Annotated in this window: 10 protein-coding genes and 3 pseudogenes; 9 read left to right on the top strand and 4 right to left on the bottom strand. The window is 50.0% G+C overall.

Going from position 1 to position 16,867, the window contains the following annotated elements; all coding sequences use genetic code 11:
* Positions 1-112: 112 nt before the first annotated feature.
* Positions 113-598 carry a hypothetical protein gene (locus tag WMO66_RS13060; RefSeq protein ID WP_349136848.1) on the bottom strand — a complete coding sequence of 162 codons (486 nt, stop codon included), beginning with the start codon at positions 596-598 and terminating at the stop codon, positions 113-115.
* Positions 599-727: 129 nt separating this feature from the next.
* The gene (locus WMO66_RS13055; protein WP_349136847.1) at positions 728-2,341 is read right to left on the bottom strand and encodes a hypothetical protein; all 1,614 of its coding nucleotides are present in this window, start codon (positions 2,339-2,341) and stop codon (positions 728-730) included.
* 181 nt (positions 2,342-2,522) lie between these two features.
* Here WMO66_RS13055 and WMO66_RS13050 point away from each other — a divergent pair, with 181 nt between their 5' ends.
* From WMO66_RS13050 to WMO66_RS13025, 6 genes are all read left to right on the top strand, one after another.
* The gene (locus WMO66_RS13050) at positions 2,523-3,947 is read left to right on the top strand and encodes an SH3 domain-containing protein (protein WP_349136846.1); all 1,425 of its coding nucleotides are present in this window, start codon (positions 2,523-2,525) and stop codon (positions 3,945-3,947) included.
* 104 nt (positions 3,948-4,051) lie between these two features.
* Positions 4,052-6,916, top strand: coding sequence for a hypothetical protein (locus tag WMO66_RS13045; protein ID WP_349136845.1), 2,865 nt, complete (start codon positions 4,052-4,054; stop codon positions 6,914-6,916).
* A gap of 254 nt (positions 6,917-7,170) precedes the next feature.
* Entirely contained in the window at positions 7,171-8,166 is a 996-nt protein-coding gene (locus WMO66_RS13040) for a M50 family metallopeptidase (RefSeq protein ID WP_349136844.1), read from the top strand.
* A gap of 63 nt (positions 8,167-8,229) precedes the next feature.
* Entirely contained in the window at positions 8,230-10,272 is a 2,043-nt protein-coding gene (locus tag WMO66_RS13035; protein ID WP_349136843.1) for a reverse transcriptase family protein, read from the top strand.
* A 36-nt stretch (positions 10,273-10,308) separates the two neighbouring features.
* Positions 10,309-11,178, top strand: coding sequence for a DnaA ATPase domain-containing protein (locus tag WMO66_RS13030; RefSeq protein WP_349136842.1), 870 nt, complete (start codon positions 10,309-10,311; stop codon positions 11,176-11,178).
* Entirely contained in the window at positions 11,175-11,723 is a 549-nt protein-coding gene (locus tag WMO66_RS13025) for a hypothetical protein (RefSeq protein WP_349136841.1), read from the top strand. The genes WMO66_RS13030 and WMO66_RS13025 overlap by 4 nt, the downstream gene beginning before the upstream one ends.
* 504 nt (positions 11,724-12,227) lie before the next feature.
* Here WMO66_RS13025 and WMO66_RS13020 read toward each other — a convergent pair.
* Positions 12,228-12,419 (bottom strand): hypothetical protein, encoded by a 192-nt coding sequence (locus tag WMO66_RS13020; protein WP_349136840.1) that lies wholly within the window; start codon positions 12,417-12,419, stop codon positions 12,228-12,230.
* A gap of 20 nt (positions 12,420-12,439) precedes the next feature.
* A pseudogene (locus WMO66_RS13015) lies at positions 12,440-13,988 on the bottom strand (IS3 family transposase).
* 82 nt (positions 13,989-14,070) lie between these two features.
* Between WMO66_RS13015 and WMO66_RS13010 the strand changes: the two are divergent.
* The 3 genes and pseudogenes from WMO66_RS13010 to WMO66_RS13000 form a co-directional block, all read left to right on the top strand.
* Entirely contained in the window at positions 14,071-15,612 is a 1,542-nt protein-coding gene (locus WMO66_RS13010; protein ID WP_349136839.1) for a hypothetical protein, read from the top strand.
* Between the two features lie 581 nt (positions 15,613-16,193).
* A pseudogene (locus tag WMO66_RS13005) lies at positions 16,194-16,388 on the top strand (transposase); the annotation flags it as partial.
* A 152-nt stretch (positions 16,389-16,540) separates the two neighbouring features.
* Positions 16,541-16,867: pseudogene (locus WMO66_RS13000) on the top strand (transposase); the annotation flags it as partial.

The following is a 16,867-nucleotide window of genomic DNA, read 5'->3' as shown; positions in this document are numbered from 1 at the left end:
CGACATTTAATAGCCTCCTGATTTCTGAGGCATACACGGGGTTAAACCTCGATAGGACCCATTGGTAATACTCGTAAAAGTTCCTAAACATATGTATAGCCTCCTTGAAAAATCAAAAATGTCTGTCTGGCTTCAGCTTTAAGAAAGCCATCTCTCCGCTGCTGTACGATGTCATCTCATAATCATTCTTTAACACACGAATAACCGCCCAACCCATTGCCATAATTGGTCTGGGTTGATACCAACTATCCCTATCAACAAATGCTGGCGGCTCAACTCGGTTTTCCAGGAAGTCATAACATACGCTTTTGTTGTTAATTAAATTTCCATATATTGCGATTATCCCCCGTGAACTGATGGTTATTTCACTCGGACGATTAGACATATCACCCTGTAAAACGACGTTTAATGCCTTGCGCAGCTCTCGGCCGGCCGCATACTCTTGAATTAGATTATTTTCAATTTTGTCCCTATTGTCACGAGATTGCTCCTCACGTTTTTTGTTAGACCTTTCTAATCTTTTATAGTGTATTGTTTTATATACCTTACAGTGAGAATAACTGCCATGATCAGAAGGACTATACCAATGATCCAGCAAATAAAATTACCGAAACCGCCGGCTCAATATATGCATAGTCCAATAATTGCAATGACGACCAACCCGATAAATGTTTCCAATGACGTCTCCTCCAACCTATAAGAAATTGCTCTATTTCATATCGTTTGACTACAAATCTGGTGCGGCGGCCTGTTCCGTTTCACGCTGCAACAAGTCCCGTAGTTCTCTTTCGTAGTATTTTGCCTGCTCCTGAATTTCCTGGCTCATTTGAGGGATATACTGAGAAAGTACATCAATTGCCCAGCGCAATTGCCCTCGATTCTTGCTCGATGGGGAGCATCCGAGTTCGCATAATACATACTGATACGCCGCATTTGCATTTCCTGCGTCCATTGCGCATTTAAAATAATTTGTCTTTTCACTCTGTGAGGAAGATAATAAGCCAAGGCGGTAATAGATACCGCCGTCTTTTTTTATTTTCAATGCCTCCCGATAACAACCTATGGCCTTTCCAACATCCCGCTTGGGCAAACAGTCCAAATAGAAGTCCCCCAGTACGCTTAAGCTGCGGTTCATTCCGTAGTAGGATGCTGTTTGCAACAGTTGTTCCGTATATTGTAAATCAGTAGTAACGCGATTTTCTTTGACCGTTAATTGCTTGTAATTTTGAATGCCCGCGCTTTGCATCGCCGCGACACAGCCGCCCATAACCGCTTTTCTTAAATAATGATCGGCTAAGGAGAATTTATCCAAATATTCTGTCCCCTGAAGCATTTTGAATTCAAATTGTGGTTGGCTGAGCAGCTTGGACAAGGAATTAAATCCTTTAGAGAAGCCGGAATATGCCAAATAGAAATAAATCTTATAAGCATAATTATAGAAAATTCGTTTCTTATCCGAGGCAGCCATACAAGCAACAGAATCCAGTTCGTACAAATATGGCACAAATTCGCTATTTTTGAGCTTCTCATTGATTCTCAAAGTGGAACACAGAAGCTCAAACTGTTCCGCAGATAGCTGCAGCGATTCCAACTGATAAGCAAGATTCCACATCGCACTGGGGAGCGGCAGCGCCATTAGCGTATAGTGGAATGCCTCCGCTGCATCCTGCGGCGGTACGACCCCATCCGCACGCGTTCGATTCATGTAGTTGCCATATTCCAGAGCGGCCTGTCGATTACCGTAATCAGCAGCGACTTTTAATAGTCTGAACCGCGCCGGTTGGTCGAAATCATAGGTTTGCGCCTCGTCATAGATTCGTTTTGCCGCCAGCTCCGGGATATTTTCTAACGTCGAAAAGCCGTGCTTGATAAGAAGCAGCAGAAATTCACAACACTTTTCCGATGATGAGTAAATAGTCAATTCTTGCAGGCGTTGCAATTCTGCTTTTTCAAAAAACAGCGGCGATGCCTTTAGCAGCAGGCTGTCCCATAGCACTTGGGAATGGCGAACCTGGCATATCTCCGCTACGATTGGCCGGAGCATCTCGCGTAAATACTCATCCAGCCTTCCTTCGGCGATGTCCGCTGCAAGCTCTCTGAGCCTTTGCGACGGCGGATTTCCACTCAATGTTTTCTGTATCGCTCTAATCAACTTTTCGGTTTCTGTTTCACTTTCGGTATAACAACGATCTAGGTGGGAGAAAAGCTGCGTTAAAAATCCCAGAATGGTATCCAACGCTGTAGCAGCGTTTGCCTCTTTCATAAATGTTGCAATATACTGGATCTGCCCTTTTAGATTCAACGGGTCATTCAGAAAAAACTCGTCCATATCTTCCTCCAAGCGCCGGCCTCTTTTTAGTTTAGCCAACTCATTATATAATGGCGTACCCGAAATGTCAACAGCTTCCCGGTCTTTTGACTTAAATTCCAGAAATTTATATCAAAATTCCCAGAAGTACTTGACGGGGTGATTGTGCGGTGCTATGATGAATGTGGAACTTGAAAAAAGGAGTGTTGACACTATGAAAAAGGTTACGATTCTGCGGTTGACTTCAATCCTTCTCATCCTCACGCTCATGATTGGAATGATTCCTGCCGCAAGCGCCTCCAACGAGGTACATTACACAGCGTATACGGGGAATTCTTCATCCATTGTGGATGCCTTGCGGTCCTTGGGTATTGATCCGTCCTATCAAAATAGAGAAAGGATTGCTGCGGCGAACGGTATTCCCGGCTACACTGGAACCGCATCCCAAAATACTGAAATGCTTGAAAAGCTCCGTGCGGGAATCCTTATTGATCCGAACGGGAAATCAAAAATCTCTTATAACCAAGATGTTCCTGACAGTCCCTACTACCCCGCTTGCGAAGAAAACTTCACATCAATTGTTGATGCGCTTAATAGCATCGGAGTCGATGCTTCTTTCAACTTCCGATGCAAAATTGCGGAGGCAAACGGTATAGAGGATTACGCCGGTTCAGCTGAGCAAAACTTGTATATGCTTGACTTACTAAAGAGCAACCGTCTTTGCCGGCCTGAAGCAGGGGTATTATCATCCGTCACTGACCATTCTGATACCGCTCTTACCCTGACCGGAAATGTTGGAGATTTGTCATCAGCATCAGTGCTGCTTGATGTCAAAAAAAGCAATGCTCCAATTCGTTCCGGTGCCGGTTCCAAGTATGCTGTTATTGCCCGCTGTTCAGATGCTGCCGTTCTTGCTTCATCGGGATCTTGCCGGAACGGCAGCTTTCGCAAATGGTACAAGGTGGACCTAGATGGTGAAACCGGGTATATATACAGCGGTAACGTTTCTGTTCACAAGCATAACGAACAGGAGTTACACATTAACGGAGTCATATACGGTGTCTGTAATTGCGGGATGGTGACTGCCAAAGCCAGCAATGGAAAAAGTATAGGCGAGGCTACCAAAGTTATGGGATCGCTAACTCTTGCATTGCCTCTTGCCGCTGCAGACGGGCCGTTGCCAATTGGCGACATTGCCTTTGCTGTAATTGCTGTCATAGCACTGTGTGTCGCAAACGATTATCCAATCCCGGAAACGGCAGAGATAAGCGCCGCAGTGACCGAGGCCGATTTTGTTGACTATTTGCGTGGCCGGGCCAAAAATACATGTTCAGATTCTTCTTTCCGCAGAGTGAGTCGTTTCCCGGGTGGTCTAAAGTATCTCGACAACTACTGCATGGATCGAGCAGAGGCCTTTCTGTATGTTCAGCTTACAGGCTGTGATGTCTACACCGCAAATGAAGATGAAGCACTATTACTGGCCGCAATGTATGGTGCAGCAATTATGGAGCGAGATAAAGCACGCCCCTCTAAGGATATCACCACATATTTCTACCACTATCATTTAGGAACAGATCGCACAAATAAAGCCCATGTCTTTTTTGGGCTGAACGATGCCGGTGTAGGGCCGACATGGTAAAACATCGGAAGGTAAATAAGGCAATTCGTCCATCTTCCAGCGCGACTCATATTATGAGAAGGTGTCGGCAGCGCCGCTCAGCTTGAATCGAAGGAGGTATTTTCATGGATTCTAACAACTGCCATATTCGTCCTACACCCTTACAGGCTGCAATTTATCGTCGTATTTTCCGCTGCCTTTACGATAGATTTTTGGATTGCCCGTTGTCCTTTGCACGTCTGCTGGAAAATCCGACTTATGCCGCCATTGCAGACCGTAAATTTCCTGATTCGAACGGGCAGGTTTATTCCCTTCGGCAATGCACGCTGGTCGCGGGAAACGGTACGATCTATGCACTCACTGAGAGCAAAAGGTTGCCAACCGATGCGCTGACCATTTTTGAACCCGGCAGAGAGCAGGCAGAGCTTACCTGGTGTATTCTCCAACAGGACGGAGCAAGACAGCGGGTTGCTTATGTCCTCTCCGACAAACTGGAAGGCAGCTTGAACTTCATGAGCGCGGATGCGCAGGCAGACGGGCTGCAGGCACTTTTTGAGAACGAACGCAGGGATGAAATCCTTCGCCTGCTGACAGACGATGTCTTTCTCGCGGACTTCACGCAAACGTTGGGCCGCTATGCCAGCACGCTGTTTCCGCAGCAGGAAAGCCTTCTCGATTTTGAGGCTCCGGTGATCGATTTCTTTGAATACAGCGATGCAGACGCAGAACACATCGTCAAGGCGGTGCTGCTTGCCAAAAGTCTCGGTCTGCTTACTGTCGGCAAGGCTGAGCTTGGGGATGATCCGGTAAGATTCCAGATTCCGGCGGTTGCTGCAATCCTTGCAGTACCGTTTCTGTTAGACGGCACATCCCGCCTTTTGGAGCGGGAAAAGAGCGCCGAAGCCATTATCGTCCATCGTCTGTTCCTCTGGCTGGATGACATTCTGCCGCTGATGAGCAACGAGCAGATTGCTTCGCTGGTCCGCTTTCTGTTGGAAGCGCCTGATGTTTATCGCGTACTGCTTCAGGAGCTGGCATTGGAGCATGAGCTGCCAGAGGATGTTCTGGCAGCGTGCTGTTTGGCATTCGATGGTGAGCTAAGCTCTCCGGAGGTGGACTTGCTTCTGGAGAAGCACCCCAACAGTGAAAATGTATTTCACGCGATCACGGATGCTTTCCGGCAGAGTGTTTTCTGCGAAAAGCCGGGGCTTTGCATGGCAGCTGTTGTCGTTCAAGCGGCGGCGTGCCAAAGAACACGCATAGCTCCGGAAGCACTGGCGCAAAAGCTTCTTTTTTCGGAGAACCGCGCAGAACAGCTCTTGGGAGCCTGTTTTCTCCGGTATTATGCCAGAGAAAAGTATACGCAGGACTATCATCTGAATATCGCCAGAAAACATCTCGGCAGAGTCAGCGCAGAAGTCGTCAGTAAGCTCTTGGAGTGCCTTACGGCAACCCCCTTCTGCGAGCATTATGTAGATGCCATTTTTGATATGGTGCTGGGAGGGTGCATTTCTCAACAAGCCTTACAAACGATTGACCTGTTCCGTTTTGCGATACAGATGGCGGAATCAGAAGAATTCAAAGCAGCAGGATGGAAGCTGCTGTCTCTGTTCCCAATCAATACGGAAACCATGTGTTGGGGGAAACAGTATACCGGCACCGCGCTCGCTGCCGAAGCGCACCGACGTTTTTCCGAAGCGGCCGACGAACCGGCAGCGGCCGCGCTGCATTTCACCGCCTATATCCTTTTGTCGGGCTTTTCTGTGGGAGAGATCTACCGGCGGCACATTGACCTTTGCGTTACATACTTTCACGCTAAGAAGCCTTGGAGCAACGAGGATGCGGCACTTCTGAGCATGATTGTCAACGACATCTTGCAGCTGCCGGATGTCCCTTCCGTTCATAAAAGGCGCGCTGTTTGTGGCGAACTGCCCCGGTCCTATCTTCCGACGCCTCTGCACATTGCGCGCTGCCAGGAGCTTTACACCTTGGCTACTGCGTTGAGCAGCGGCAGCATCGATTGCAATATCGTTTCACAGGAGTCGGAGCTTCTCGAACAGCTCTACTTCGTTCGAATGGTGCGGGATTGCCCGGCGCAGAAATACCGTTCCTTCCGGCCGGAGATCGCTGCACAGCTTCTGGTAAAATGCAAGATAACGTTACCGGTTCAAAGCAGCTTCGCCATTGTTTCTGTTTTTGAGCTTCACTGTCTCTACGGAACGCCGCAGTCTGCGCTTGCCTTTTATCGCAGGTACCGGGAGGTGCTCGACCGCACAGAACGCGCCGACACCTTCGCAGCTGGTGTGCCGACATGGTCGGATTCGCGGGTCGGAATTGCGGGATATCTGGAGGCTTTGCTCAGCATTCCCAGGGTCGGTGTAGGAGTTTTACGCGCCGCACGCGCGAAGAAGCCGGAAATCGCACAGGCGCTTCTGCGTGAAGCAGCGCCGCTTCTGAATACACCTTGGTGTGTGATCCGCCTATCTGAAGTCTTTGAAGGCGAACTTCTTGACGAGCTGCGGGCGTTGTTTCCTGAGCAGGAACGGTATATGTCACGTTGTTTTGCCGAGGGTGAAATGCACCGGGGCCAGTGCGCTGACGACAGCGAACGGTGTTATTTCGGCAGCGGAACACCGGACGAGGAATACCTGGAGAAGCAATGCGGTCGCAGGATTTTCTCCAGCCGCAATGCTGTGCTGTTTTATGACGATCCCGGATTCCTGTATACAGTTATGTGTAGAGATAGCCTTGCGGCAACGACGGTGCTGGCATTGGGGTACGATGACGATCCCGTAATGCTGCGGCTGGCGATTATGTGCTGCGGCAACATTTTGCGATACGCGTCCGCCCGACTGCGCAGTGACCCCGACCTGCAAGCGCTTGCCCGTGAAGTGGAACGGGAACGGGAAAGCACCACGCAGGGAGCCGGGCTGCTTTCTCTGCTCAATCAGATCAACGAAGATGAAGAAGGCGATTTGACCCGCTTTTGACGTTTTCAACAAATTATATGGCAGTTTTTGTTTGAGTTTGCCACTTGATATTTTTCTGAGTTGCGGTAGAATTTAGTAACCACGAAAGTGGCAGAAGTAGCTTGTTGTTTTTTCGCTGCGAAAAAACAGGAGTGCGAGTCGCACTCCGTTCCACCTTGCCCGAGACGCGTGCGGTTTCCCGCACGCCGGATCATGCGCCTGTACTTCTGTCACTTTCTATTTTTATCTTCAAACGGAGCCGAGGTGAAGCCCAAATGAAGCCGATGATCGATGAAACGGTTCTTCTGCATTATGACGCGCAGCGCGATATATACTATGCCGAATCCGTTGGGGACCGGGTGGAGCTTACGCCGGTGGAATACGAGGTTCTTTCCTCCGCTGACGGAAAAACGAACCTTTCTCAGGCTTTTCCCGGACTTTCTTCCCAGCAACTTGCAGCAGTTCTTCGCCGATTAAAGGGCCTCAATTTGATCACCACCAAACGCTACCACGGCTTTATCGTCGGGCGCTTCATCCTCTTTCCCGTGGCGAACCGCGTGAAGAGCCTCCGCACCTTTGCAGGCATTTTCAACTTGCTTCTGCCCTTTGCCGCAGTCGTTCTCTTTGCTTTTGGCATTGCTCGTTATATGACGTACAAGCCCATTTTCGGCGACCTCGATTATTTTGATATAGCTCTTTTCTATCTGCTGTTTTCCCTGTCAATCTCCGCCCATGAATTCGGACATTTTTCAGCGGCGGTTGCATATCGGTATTACGTTTCAAATGCCGGACTTCTGTTGCTATTTCGCGTGATCCCCCTGGGGGCGTATGTATCCTTCAAGCAAGACAACAGAGTCAGAATCCGACGGCACAAGGCGCAGCTTTTCTTAGCGGGGATCGAAGTAAATTTTCTGCTTTCCGGAGTTTTCTTCCTGCTGGCCTGCACAGGCAGTCCGCACGCTGAGATATATGATTGGCTTGCAGAATGCAATCTCTACATGGCCATTCTGAACCTTATGCCTGCACCGCTTCTGGACGGCGGCAAGACGTTGGGGATCGCGCTCGGCATTGATAATTACCTCTTGTTTATGCTGAATGTTTTTTCAAAGAGAAACCGGAGACGCCTCGCACACTCCGGTTGGACGGGCTGGCTCTGCATTGGCCTTGCAACCTTTGGCACTTTGACACTTTCCGGTCTGATTGTGTACATGGGTTACAGCCTGATTTTAGATGCTAAAGCAATCATTGAACTGATTGAACTTGTTGGTTGATTTGGTCTGCCCAGCCACTTTGATGTGCATTCCGCGAAAGACAAACGTGAAGGAGGAAGAGAAATGCAATACAAAAAGAATGGGCAAGTGAACTGCAATGCCGTGGATCTGGCAGTTCTCCATCGAGAGGCACAGAAAGGAAAGGCTTGGGCAACGCCCGAGGCGTATTTGAACGCTCCGCACAGGGAGATTCCTTATATTCCCTCGGTGCAGATTTTTGTGCTGCTGGCATTTCAGCCTCAGGATGAGACGGACTATTCTTATCGTCTCCGACAGACGCTGAAAATCAGCAATGACACGGGAGCTTTTTATTCCGAGCGCACGCTCTTTGACCGTTCGCGGAGTGAAAAATGCAGAAAAATCTCCACACCCCACCCCACACTGATGAAGCTCCAGCGCTGGATCCTCCGCAACATTTTGGAGAGGCAGGAGGTCAGCTCTGTGAGCTTTGCTTACCGAAAGGGCGTGTGTCTCAAGGACAACGCCGTTCCACACGTAGGGAAAAAGCAGATGGTCAAGGCAGACATTTCCCATTTCTTTGAAACGGTTTCCTACGGGAAGGTCTACGGAGTGTTTGCCGAGGCAGGCTATGACAAGCCTGTGGCAACCCTGCTGGCCAAGCTCTGCACGCTCCGTGGACATCTGCCGCAGGGCGCTCCCTCTTCTCCGGCGCTTGCCAATCTTGTGATGGGGCGGTTTGACGAGATTGTCTGCGCCTACTGCGACGAGCGAGGGATCATCTATACGCGCTACAGCGACGATCTGACCTTCTCCGCAGACCGGATGGATATTGCCGGACTTCTTCGCTTTGTCCGGGCGACACTGAAAGCGGAAGGCTTTTCCATGAATTCCAAGAAGATTCGGGTTCTCGGTCCCGGAGCTCGGCATCAGGTCTGCGGCATTGTGACCAACGAGGTCCTGTCCGTGCCGAAATCCTATCGCCGCAAGCTGCGTCAAGAGGTGTATTTCCTCCAAAAATCCACCCTGGCGGAGCACATCCGGCGGATGAACGATCCCAAATTCATCGATTTCGACGGTTCCATCCGCACAGACTATTATTTGAGAAACCTGCTGGGACGGCTGCAATTTGTCGAGCAGATCCGCCATGACCCGAAGATGCTGGAAGCGGCATTGCAGGTACAGGATATGCTGTTTTTTGCTGAAGAGTATCCGAAGCATCCCGAAGTCGGCGGCTTCCTTTTCGGGGAAGTCTCAAGCGTGAAGCGGGAGGCCTTAATGATCGTGAAGCTGGGCGGCGAGGTACCGCTCCGTCTGCTGGAGCTGTTGTTGCCGCACAGTCATTCCTTCGTCGATTGTATGTTGAAATCCGGACGGCTTCGGCGTAAGAAAACCGGTAATCTAACCCTTGGTGCTTCCGTTCGGATGGAATGTACGGAGGAAGATGTGTGCTTTTCCCTCAAGCGGGCTGAGAAAGTCCTGATTCAAATGGAGAATGCAGGACAATATACTGATGCAGACATTCTGGCTTCCTACATTGACGGATTGGCGCATAGCCCGGACTTTCCCGGCGAATTCATCTGGGGAGTGGATATGGCGACCCGAAGCTGGCGCAAGCGGATGACATTACAGCGGTGGAAGCGCTTGCGCGGAATCGACTTCAGTCGATCGGCTCCCTGCGTCGAACTCAGCCCAAAAATGGCAGTCGTTCTGTGCCCGCTCTCTGAATTTCCGAAGGGAATGACGAATGCTCTAACGGATATTCTCTTTAGGGATCAAGCTCAAACCATAGAACGCCTGCGACAGACCGGTTGGCTGGAGAAAATCACCGATGAGAAGGGAATGCTTCGGCTTCGTCTGACGGAACGCGGGATTCTGAGTATGTATCAATCCCGTGAGCTTGCATGGACATGGGAGCGAATGGAGCCTATTTGCGAAGCGATTTTCCTTGCAAAGAGGGACGCCTATCGCGGGGACTACGAGGCATTCCTTTATGCCTCGGCAATTTTGTGGCGGCTGTGTGTGATGGAAGATGTGCCCGGGGATACACGAAAGCTCTGCCGGGATACCTCATTGACGCTTGGAATCATTGCTGCAAGAGAGCGTTTTAAGGCAACATCCACAGCCACCGAGGCAGACAAACGTTGAAAAAACGCATGCATGACCTGTAAGGGCTTTTACCGCATGACGAACGGTTCCGGCATTCACTTCTTGATGCGTTTGCTGTTCGTGAGCAAAAATATATTTCGGCAAAATGTGCCTGTGGTCTATAAGGAGAGCATTATGGAATCTGCTGCTTACATTTGGTGTCGTATTCTACAGGAATTGCAGAATAGCAGAGAAATTGCGCAGTCGGAACCGCTTTGGGAAAGTGCGGAACCGATTTGCGCAGAAAATGGCGTGTTTGCGTTATACATTGCGGATCGCGAGCAGCAGAGTTTGTTTTTAGAACGTTTTTTCGATGAAACAGAGCGCATCTTGCATGATACGCTGAACAGCGAATTGCAGCTCGAACTCTGGGATGATGAAAAAACGGCAGCCTTCCGCTCCGACCCTATGGTAGTCGCACGCATAAATCCGCAGTACACCGGAGAGAATTTCGTGGTCACCCAGGAAAACGCGGCGGCGTTTGACGCGGCAATGCGTTGGGCGGAACAGGCGGATGCGCCGCTTTTGTACATCTACGGCGACCGAAATGTCGGAAAAACGCATCTTTTGCACGCAGCCGCCCGCCGAGCTTTACAGCGGACGCCCGGGCTTGAATTGTTACTGCGCACCGGCGACTGGTTCTTCAATGAGATGATCTGCGCGATGCGCGAAGGAAATTTGGAAGCACGGTTCGCCGAATATTGTAATACTGAAATGCTTCTGATGGATAATGTGCAATTTGCAGTCTACCCCATTATGGCGAATCGGTTTTTGCAGCTTCTGCGCAGCCGCAACGAAACAGGAAAGCGGACCATTCTGACCGCCGACCGACCGCCGGAGGAGCTTTTACCGGAATTGGCGCCGCTGATCGGTCAGGTTGTAGTACTCGGGAGGAATATAAAATGAGAGATATCTATATCAGCCCAATCAAAGCCGTGCTGCATTGCACGGACGATCCTGCGTTAGATTTTATTCTCTGCACCTCGGAGGACTATCTCTCCAAGCCGCTGCCTTCTAACGTACTGCGGCTGGACTTCCGGGATACCGTCGATGTCGATGACCCGGCGGCGTTTTCTGCGCAATTAGCAGCCGATGTTGCTTCCTTTCTCCAACGGCCGGATGCGCGGCCGGAGCTGTTCGTCTGCTGCGACTGCGGCGTGTCAAGAAGCGCCGCACTGGCCGCCGCGATCCGCTGCGCCGACGGCGGTTCCGACTTCTCCATCTGGGACGACCCAAACTATATGCCCAACCCGCTGGTCTATCGCCTCACGCGTCGGGTTTTGAATGCTCCTATCACAGAAGATGCTCTTAACGATCGTCTAGCTCTCAACGCAACTGCCAGGCGGAAGGCATTTTCAAAAAAAGTAACGCAAACGGGCGCAGTAGAAGCAAAAATGCCAAATGGATGCAGGAAGATATCGGGAAAGCCAAACGTAACGGCAACATTGTGACCACCTATCCTGTCGATTTAGGGAAATATTGCTGGCAAGTTGGGAATATCTTCGTCTGTTTCGACCTCCTCCACTCACATGAACTGCAACGATGTGCGCCACTTGGTAGATTACATCTGGAGGAGCGTCGGTTGGAGCTCAGAACTTTTTCGTACATTGAAAGAATCCGAAAGGCAGACACCGATTTTGCTGCTATCCTGGCAACTGTCGCGACGATTTGCAAAGATGTCATTCAGCCAGGAGTCATCATTGAACCCCCTATCTGGTTCTACATCAGATTCTACGCAGAGCAGCACGGGATCCCCCGTCCACGCCTATATTTGCGGCAACGAGGATTTTGTCCCTTACGATAAATATAAAAGCATTGATGATGTTCTGCAGGGGCAGACCTTTCAATGCGTGAAAAACGATTCGAAGCTGCACTGGCGCAAAATTGACGCATTTGGGGGTGCGGACATTTTCTTGGACTTAAATTCCAAGTAATGCCCGTCTCCCGAGCGCATCTTAACGGAACGCTTTGAATTTTCCAGCTTCTACATCAATTCTTAGCGTAGGGACATTCGCATTTTCCTCCACGATGGTGATTGCGGCGGTCGTATCAATGTAGTTGTCTGAGAGTGTCTCATAGATTTCGATTTGAACCTCGTCGTCTTTATCGTAGAGCATCAGAAAATCAATCAGTTCTCCAGCTTTCATGAAAGTATCCTCCATAATCGTTACCCAGCCAAATCAAGGCTGCGTCTGTATTCTAACGGACTCATCCATCCGAGGGATTTCTTGATTTGGCTTTCGTTATACCAACGGATATAATCATCCAAGATAGCGATAAACTCGTCAATGGAGGTTCCTTTTCATGACCTATCATAAAACATTTCGTTTTTCAGACGGCCAAAGAAGCCCTCGCAAGCAGAGTTATCTGGGGAGCAGCCTTTCTTTGACATGGATCTGGTGAGCCAAGCTGCGTCCATTCGTTGAATCCAGCCGGGCCACCGGTAATGCGCGCCGCGGTCGCTGTGAATAATAGGATGTTCATTTTCTTTTAAGAGGGAAATAGCTTCGTCTAACATCCCATTGACTAAGTCAGCTGACGGAGAAGTTCCAATGGACCACGAGACCGCTAAGCCATCGAAACAATCAGTGATGGGGGATAAATAGATTTTACCTGCAGAAATACTGAACTCCGTGATATCGGTAAGCCACTTGGTATTAGGTGCTTCGGCATGGAAGTCACGGTTGACAATGTTGGCTACTTCGGGACTGATTTCGCCAGCGTAAGAACTGTATTTCCTTTGTTTTACACAACGAACCGCCAAGTTTTCTTCCTTCATCAGCCGGCGAATAACTTTCTCAGAGGCTACCATGCCCGCTTTCTTTAGGCTTGCATGGATGCGTCGATAGCCATAGCACCCGTTGGTTGCACAGAAGACGGCCTGAATCTCCGTGCGGAGATTTGCGTATTTGTCCAGTCCGTGAATGCGGTTCTCCTGATAACAGTAGCTACTTTTAGAAATCTGTAAAGTCTCCAGCAGTTCCTTTAGCCGATATTTATCTCTTAGGACATCAATCACTTCGGCCTTTTCGCGATTACTTATGGTTTGCAGATTGATGCCCTCGGCTTTTTTTAAGACTTCAGAGGCCTTTTTCAAAATGTCGTATTCCAGCCTGAGTCGATATAATTTGGCCTGGAGATCCGCTTCCTCGGCCCGTAATGCCTCGATTTCTTTGATGAGCTTCTCTTCGGTAGCTGAGGCAGGATGCTTTTTTGGGGCATTGTGACTCTTTGCTCCTCGCCGAGCAGCTGTTTTTTCCACTTGTACAACGATGCTCGACTCACGCCATGCGTTTCAGCAATCTTTTGTGCAGAGCTCTGACGGGCGCAAAAGTCGATAACAGCTTGCTCTTTCTTTTCTTGAGGACATTCTACCAGAGCATTCTTAGAAAGACAATGTTTTTTCGATTAGGAAATGCCTCGTCGAGCCATTTAGAGAGAACTTGACGACTGGGATATCCAAGTGCCTTAACCGTTCTGGTCGCATTCTTCCCGTGTTCCAAGTAATGTTGGGTGGCACGCTGTTTTTGATCCTCTGAAAACCATACTGGATCCTTATAAGCCTTATGCAGATCTCCATTTTCTACATACTCTGCATACCAACGAAGGAGCATGTTCGGAGAAGGATATCCCAGTTCTCGCCTTACTGCAGCGACGCTTCGATCATATTGAATATAGAGTTTGACGGCTTTTATCCGTTTCTCATAGGAATACATAGACGACCTCCTGTCCCACTATTTTGGTCCAAGATTTCGTCCGCACCCCCATATCGTAAATTGAAAAGTACGGAGGGAAAATGTGAAAATTACGTCCGTTGAACAAGAGATTCGCCGCCGTGAACAGTGGATGCTTCGCGGGAAGCACCCTGTATGTAAAGCGCTCTACCTGGCGGCACTGGCTGCACTGATCCTGCTCGGCGGCATCATCCGCATTGCCTGCCTTGGCAGCAGTATACAGCTCGAGCTGCATCGCTGCCTTGCGCCGGTTGCTGTTGGCGCTGTGACCTTCTTCCTGCTGCGCAGATATCCGATCCTTCGACTGCTGCGGGATCATCCCGGCATTGGCGCGATGCTGCTTTGTTATCTGCTCGGTCTGCTTTGCGTACTTTTTTACCGCTCCGACTATCGGAAAAGCATCAGCACCTGGCCGACGTTCATGTTCATCTCTGTGCTCATCGTTGCTGCAGTCGCCTTTGCGATGCAAGGTTACCGACGCTGCACACCCTTCTTCGTGGTCGGAGCGGCGGCGATTGTTGCCCTGCTTTCCCTCGGAATGGGAAATTCCTTTTCCGCGATGCTGGCACTCCTGTTGGCGCTGGTGCTCGGCTGTATCGCCGCTTATTCCGGCGCGACTGTGCAAAAGAGACTTTGGTGCCTGTGCGTAATTGGAGTCTGGCTCTTAACGGTTCTTGGCTTCGCAGTTGTTTCCAATGACTTCTGTCTCGGCGTATTTGGCGGCTTTACCGACTTTTCTGTTTCGCCATTGGATCCGCAAGGCATCGGAAAATATTATGGGATTCTGCGAGCGTGCCGCTTTTTCGGCACATCGGAGACAGGTGCGCTGTCGGAATCGGCACAATGCGGCGTGATGCTTACAGCGGCTGTCAAGCTCGGCTGGGGATTGTTTGCACTGCTGGTTGGTTTGATGGTTATGGTGCTTGTAACCGGCATGATTCTCACAGTACAGTGGAAAGGCATGACGCGGCTGTTGGGTGCCGGCGCAATGCTCTCGCTGCTGTACGTGTTTCTCGGAGAGCCGATGCGGGCATTCGGTATCGAATCGCCATTCCTCTACGCCATTCCGTTCTTGTCCGGAGATGCCTACGCCTCGACGATGACGCTGCTGACCGCGCTGCTCGTATTTCCTTTTGAAAGGGAAAGCGTATACCCGTTCCGCACGAGTTTTCTTTACCGGGAGCTGGAGGAGGTACACCACTATCTTCTCCCCGGACGCGAAGAAAAGGCCAGCTGCATGGTGATGCGGTCACTGCCTTTGCCGGACTGGGAGATTGATCTGTCCGACCTGTTCGAGGGACAGGATAATCTGATTCACCTGAAGGAGAACGAGCTGTTCGTCCACCTGCAAGGCAAAGATCATTGTACGATTTGCCGCTATTACGGCGCAATTTGGGAGGTGGCTCGAACCTTTGAACAGCTCTCGTTCCGCGGAGAATATGCAGCCGTCAAAATCACCGCAAACCGAAAAGCGAAAATGCAGGCGCTGCTGCATTATGCAGGCAAGCTCGCTGCCACGACGCTGACAGATAACACCGGATGTTGTGTCGGCATCGACAATACGCTTGAAAACGACACGGTCAGCGTTCACATGGTAATCGTCTGAGAAAGCACGAGCATGACCGAAAATGCTGCTTCCGATGACAGGAGAGAAAGCAGCGGATGCGGCGATCCGTTTGCTGAATCCAACGGAGATTCTGCAATCGGCAGGGAGAGACGAGTTCTCCCGGAAGTGACTGAACTGCCGCAAAACCAAAGGCACCGTAATCGCGTAAAATGACCAAATGGAGGGTTGTATAAACATGGAAGAACAAGAATTAGCAGAACAGACAATCGGCAGATTGCTCGATTTGTCACAGTAGCTGACGGAACTTGCGGAGAATATCCGCAAGGAAACAGAGAGCTTGAAATCCGACGCGGAGGGAAATTGGAAAAATCTCTGCCTTTTCTCTGCCGAGGATATGCAAAAATTGACCGACGCGGTGAATCGGATTGACATTGAGAAGGTCTATGCGGCATTTGAACTGGCAGACGGACTTCAAAGAGTGGCATACGCACTGTGTAATGTCGTCAGTTGCCCGCGGGAATCTCCGCCGAAGATTTAGGGAACCTCTGATTTAATCCGCACTACCAAAGAGGATCCGAATATGGTATAATAACATCATCAAAACGATGGTGGTGCAGGCAATGAAGCAGGAAACATTTACAGACATCGAGTACAGCTGCCGCAAGAAAAAAACGAAGCGGGAAGAGTTTCTGGAAATCATGGACGAAATCATTCCATGGGACGAGTGGGTCAGTGTCATCAGGCCCTGCTATCCCATGGGAAAGCGCGGACGTCCGCCCATGGGGATCGAAAAGATGCTGCGGATGTATCTGCTTCATACTAGAATCTGTTAAAAAGCTTGAAGAGCTTTTTATAGCGCCAGCGGCGCGTCAGATTCTGCATGAGACGGCGCAGCGTGCATTCGCACGATGCGAGTGTGCAAAGCACACGAGATTCTTGATTAAATATTTTAATCAAGAATCAGTATCAGATCTGGTTCAACCTGTCCGATCCGGCAACAGAGGATGCCATCTATGACAGCTATGCCATGCGGAAATTCACGGGCATTGACTTCATGACGGAAGCAGTGCCGGACGAAACGACCCTGTGCAAGTTCCGTCATCTTCTGGAAGAAAACGGCCTGAACAAGCTGTTTTTTGACGCGATCAACCGGGTAATGGTGCAAACCGGGCACATGATGAAGGGCGGAACCATCGTGGATGCAACGATCATCAACGCACCCAGCTCCACCAAAAACGCGGAGAAGAAGCGCGACCCGGAAATGCACCAGACGAAAAAGGGTAATGAGTGGAAA

It is taken from the genome of Faecousia intestinalis, from assembly GCF_040096185.1.
Taxonomy (GTDB): domain Bacteria; phylum Bacillota; class Clostridia; order Oscillospirales; family Oscillospiraceae; genus JAZOXB01.
This window is presented reverse-complemented; position numbering and strand designations above follow the sequence as displayed.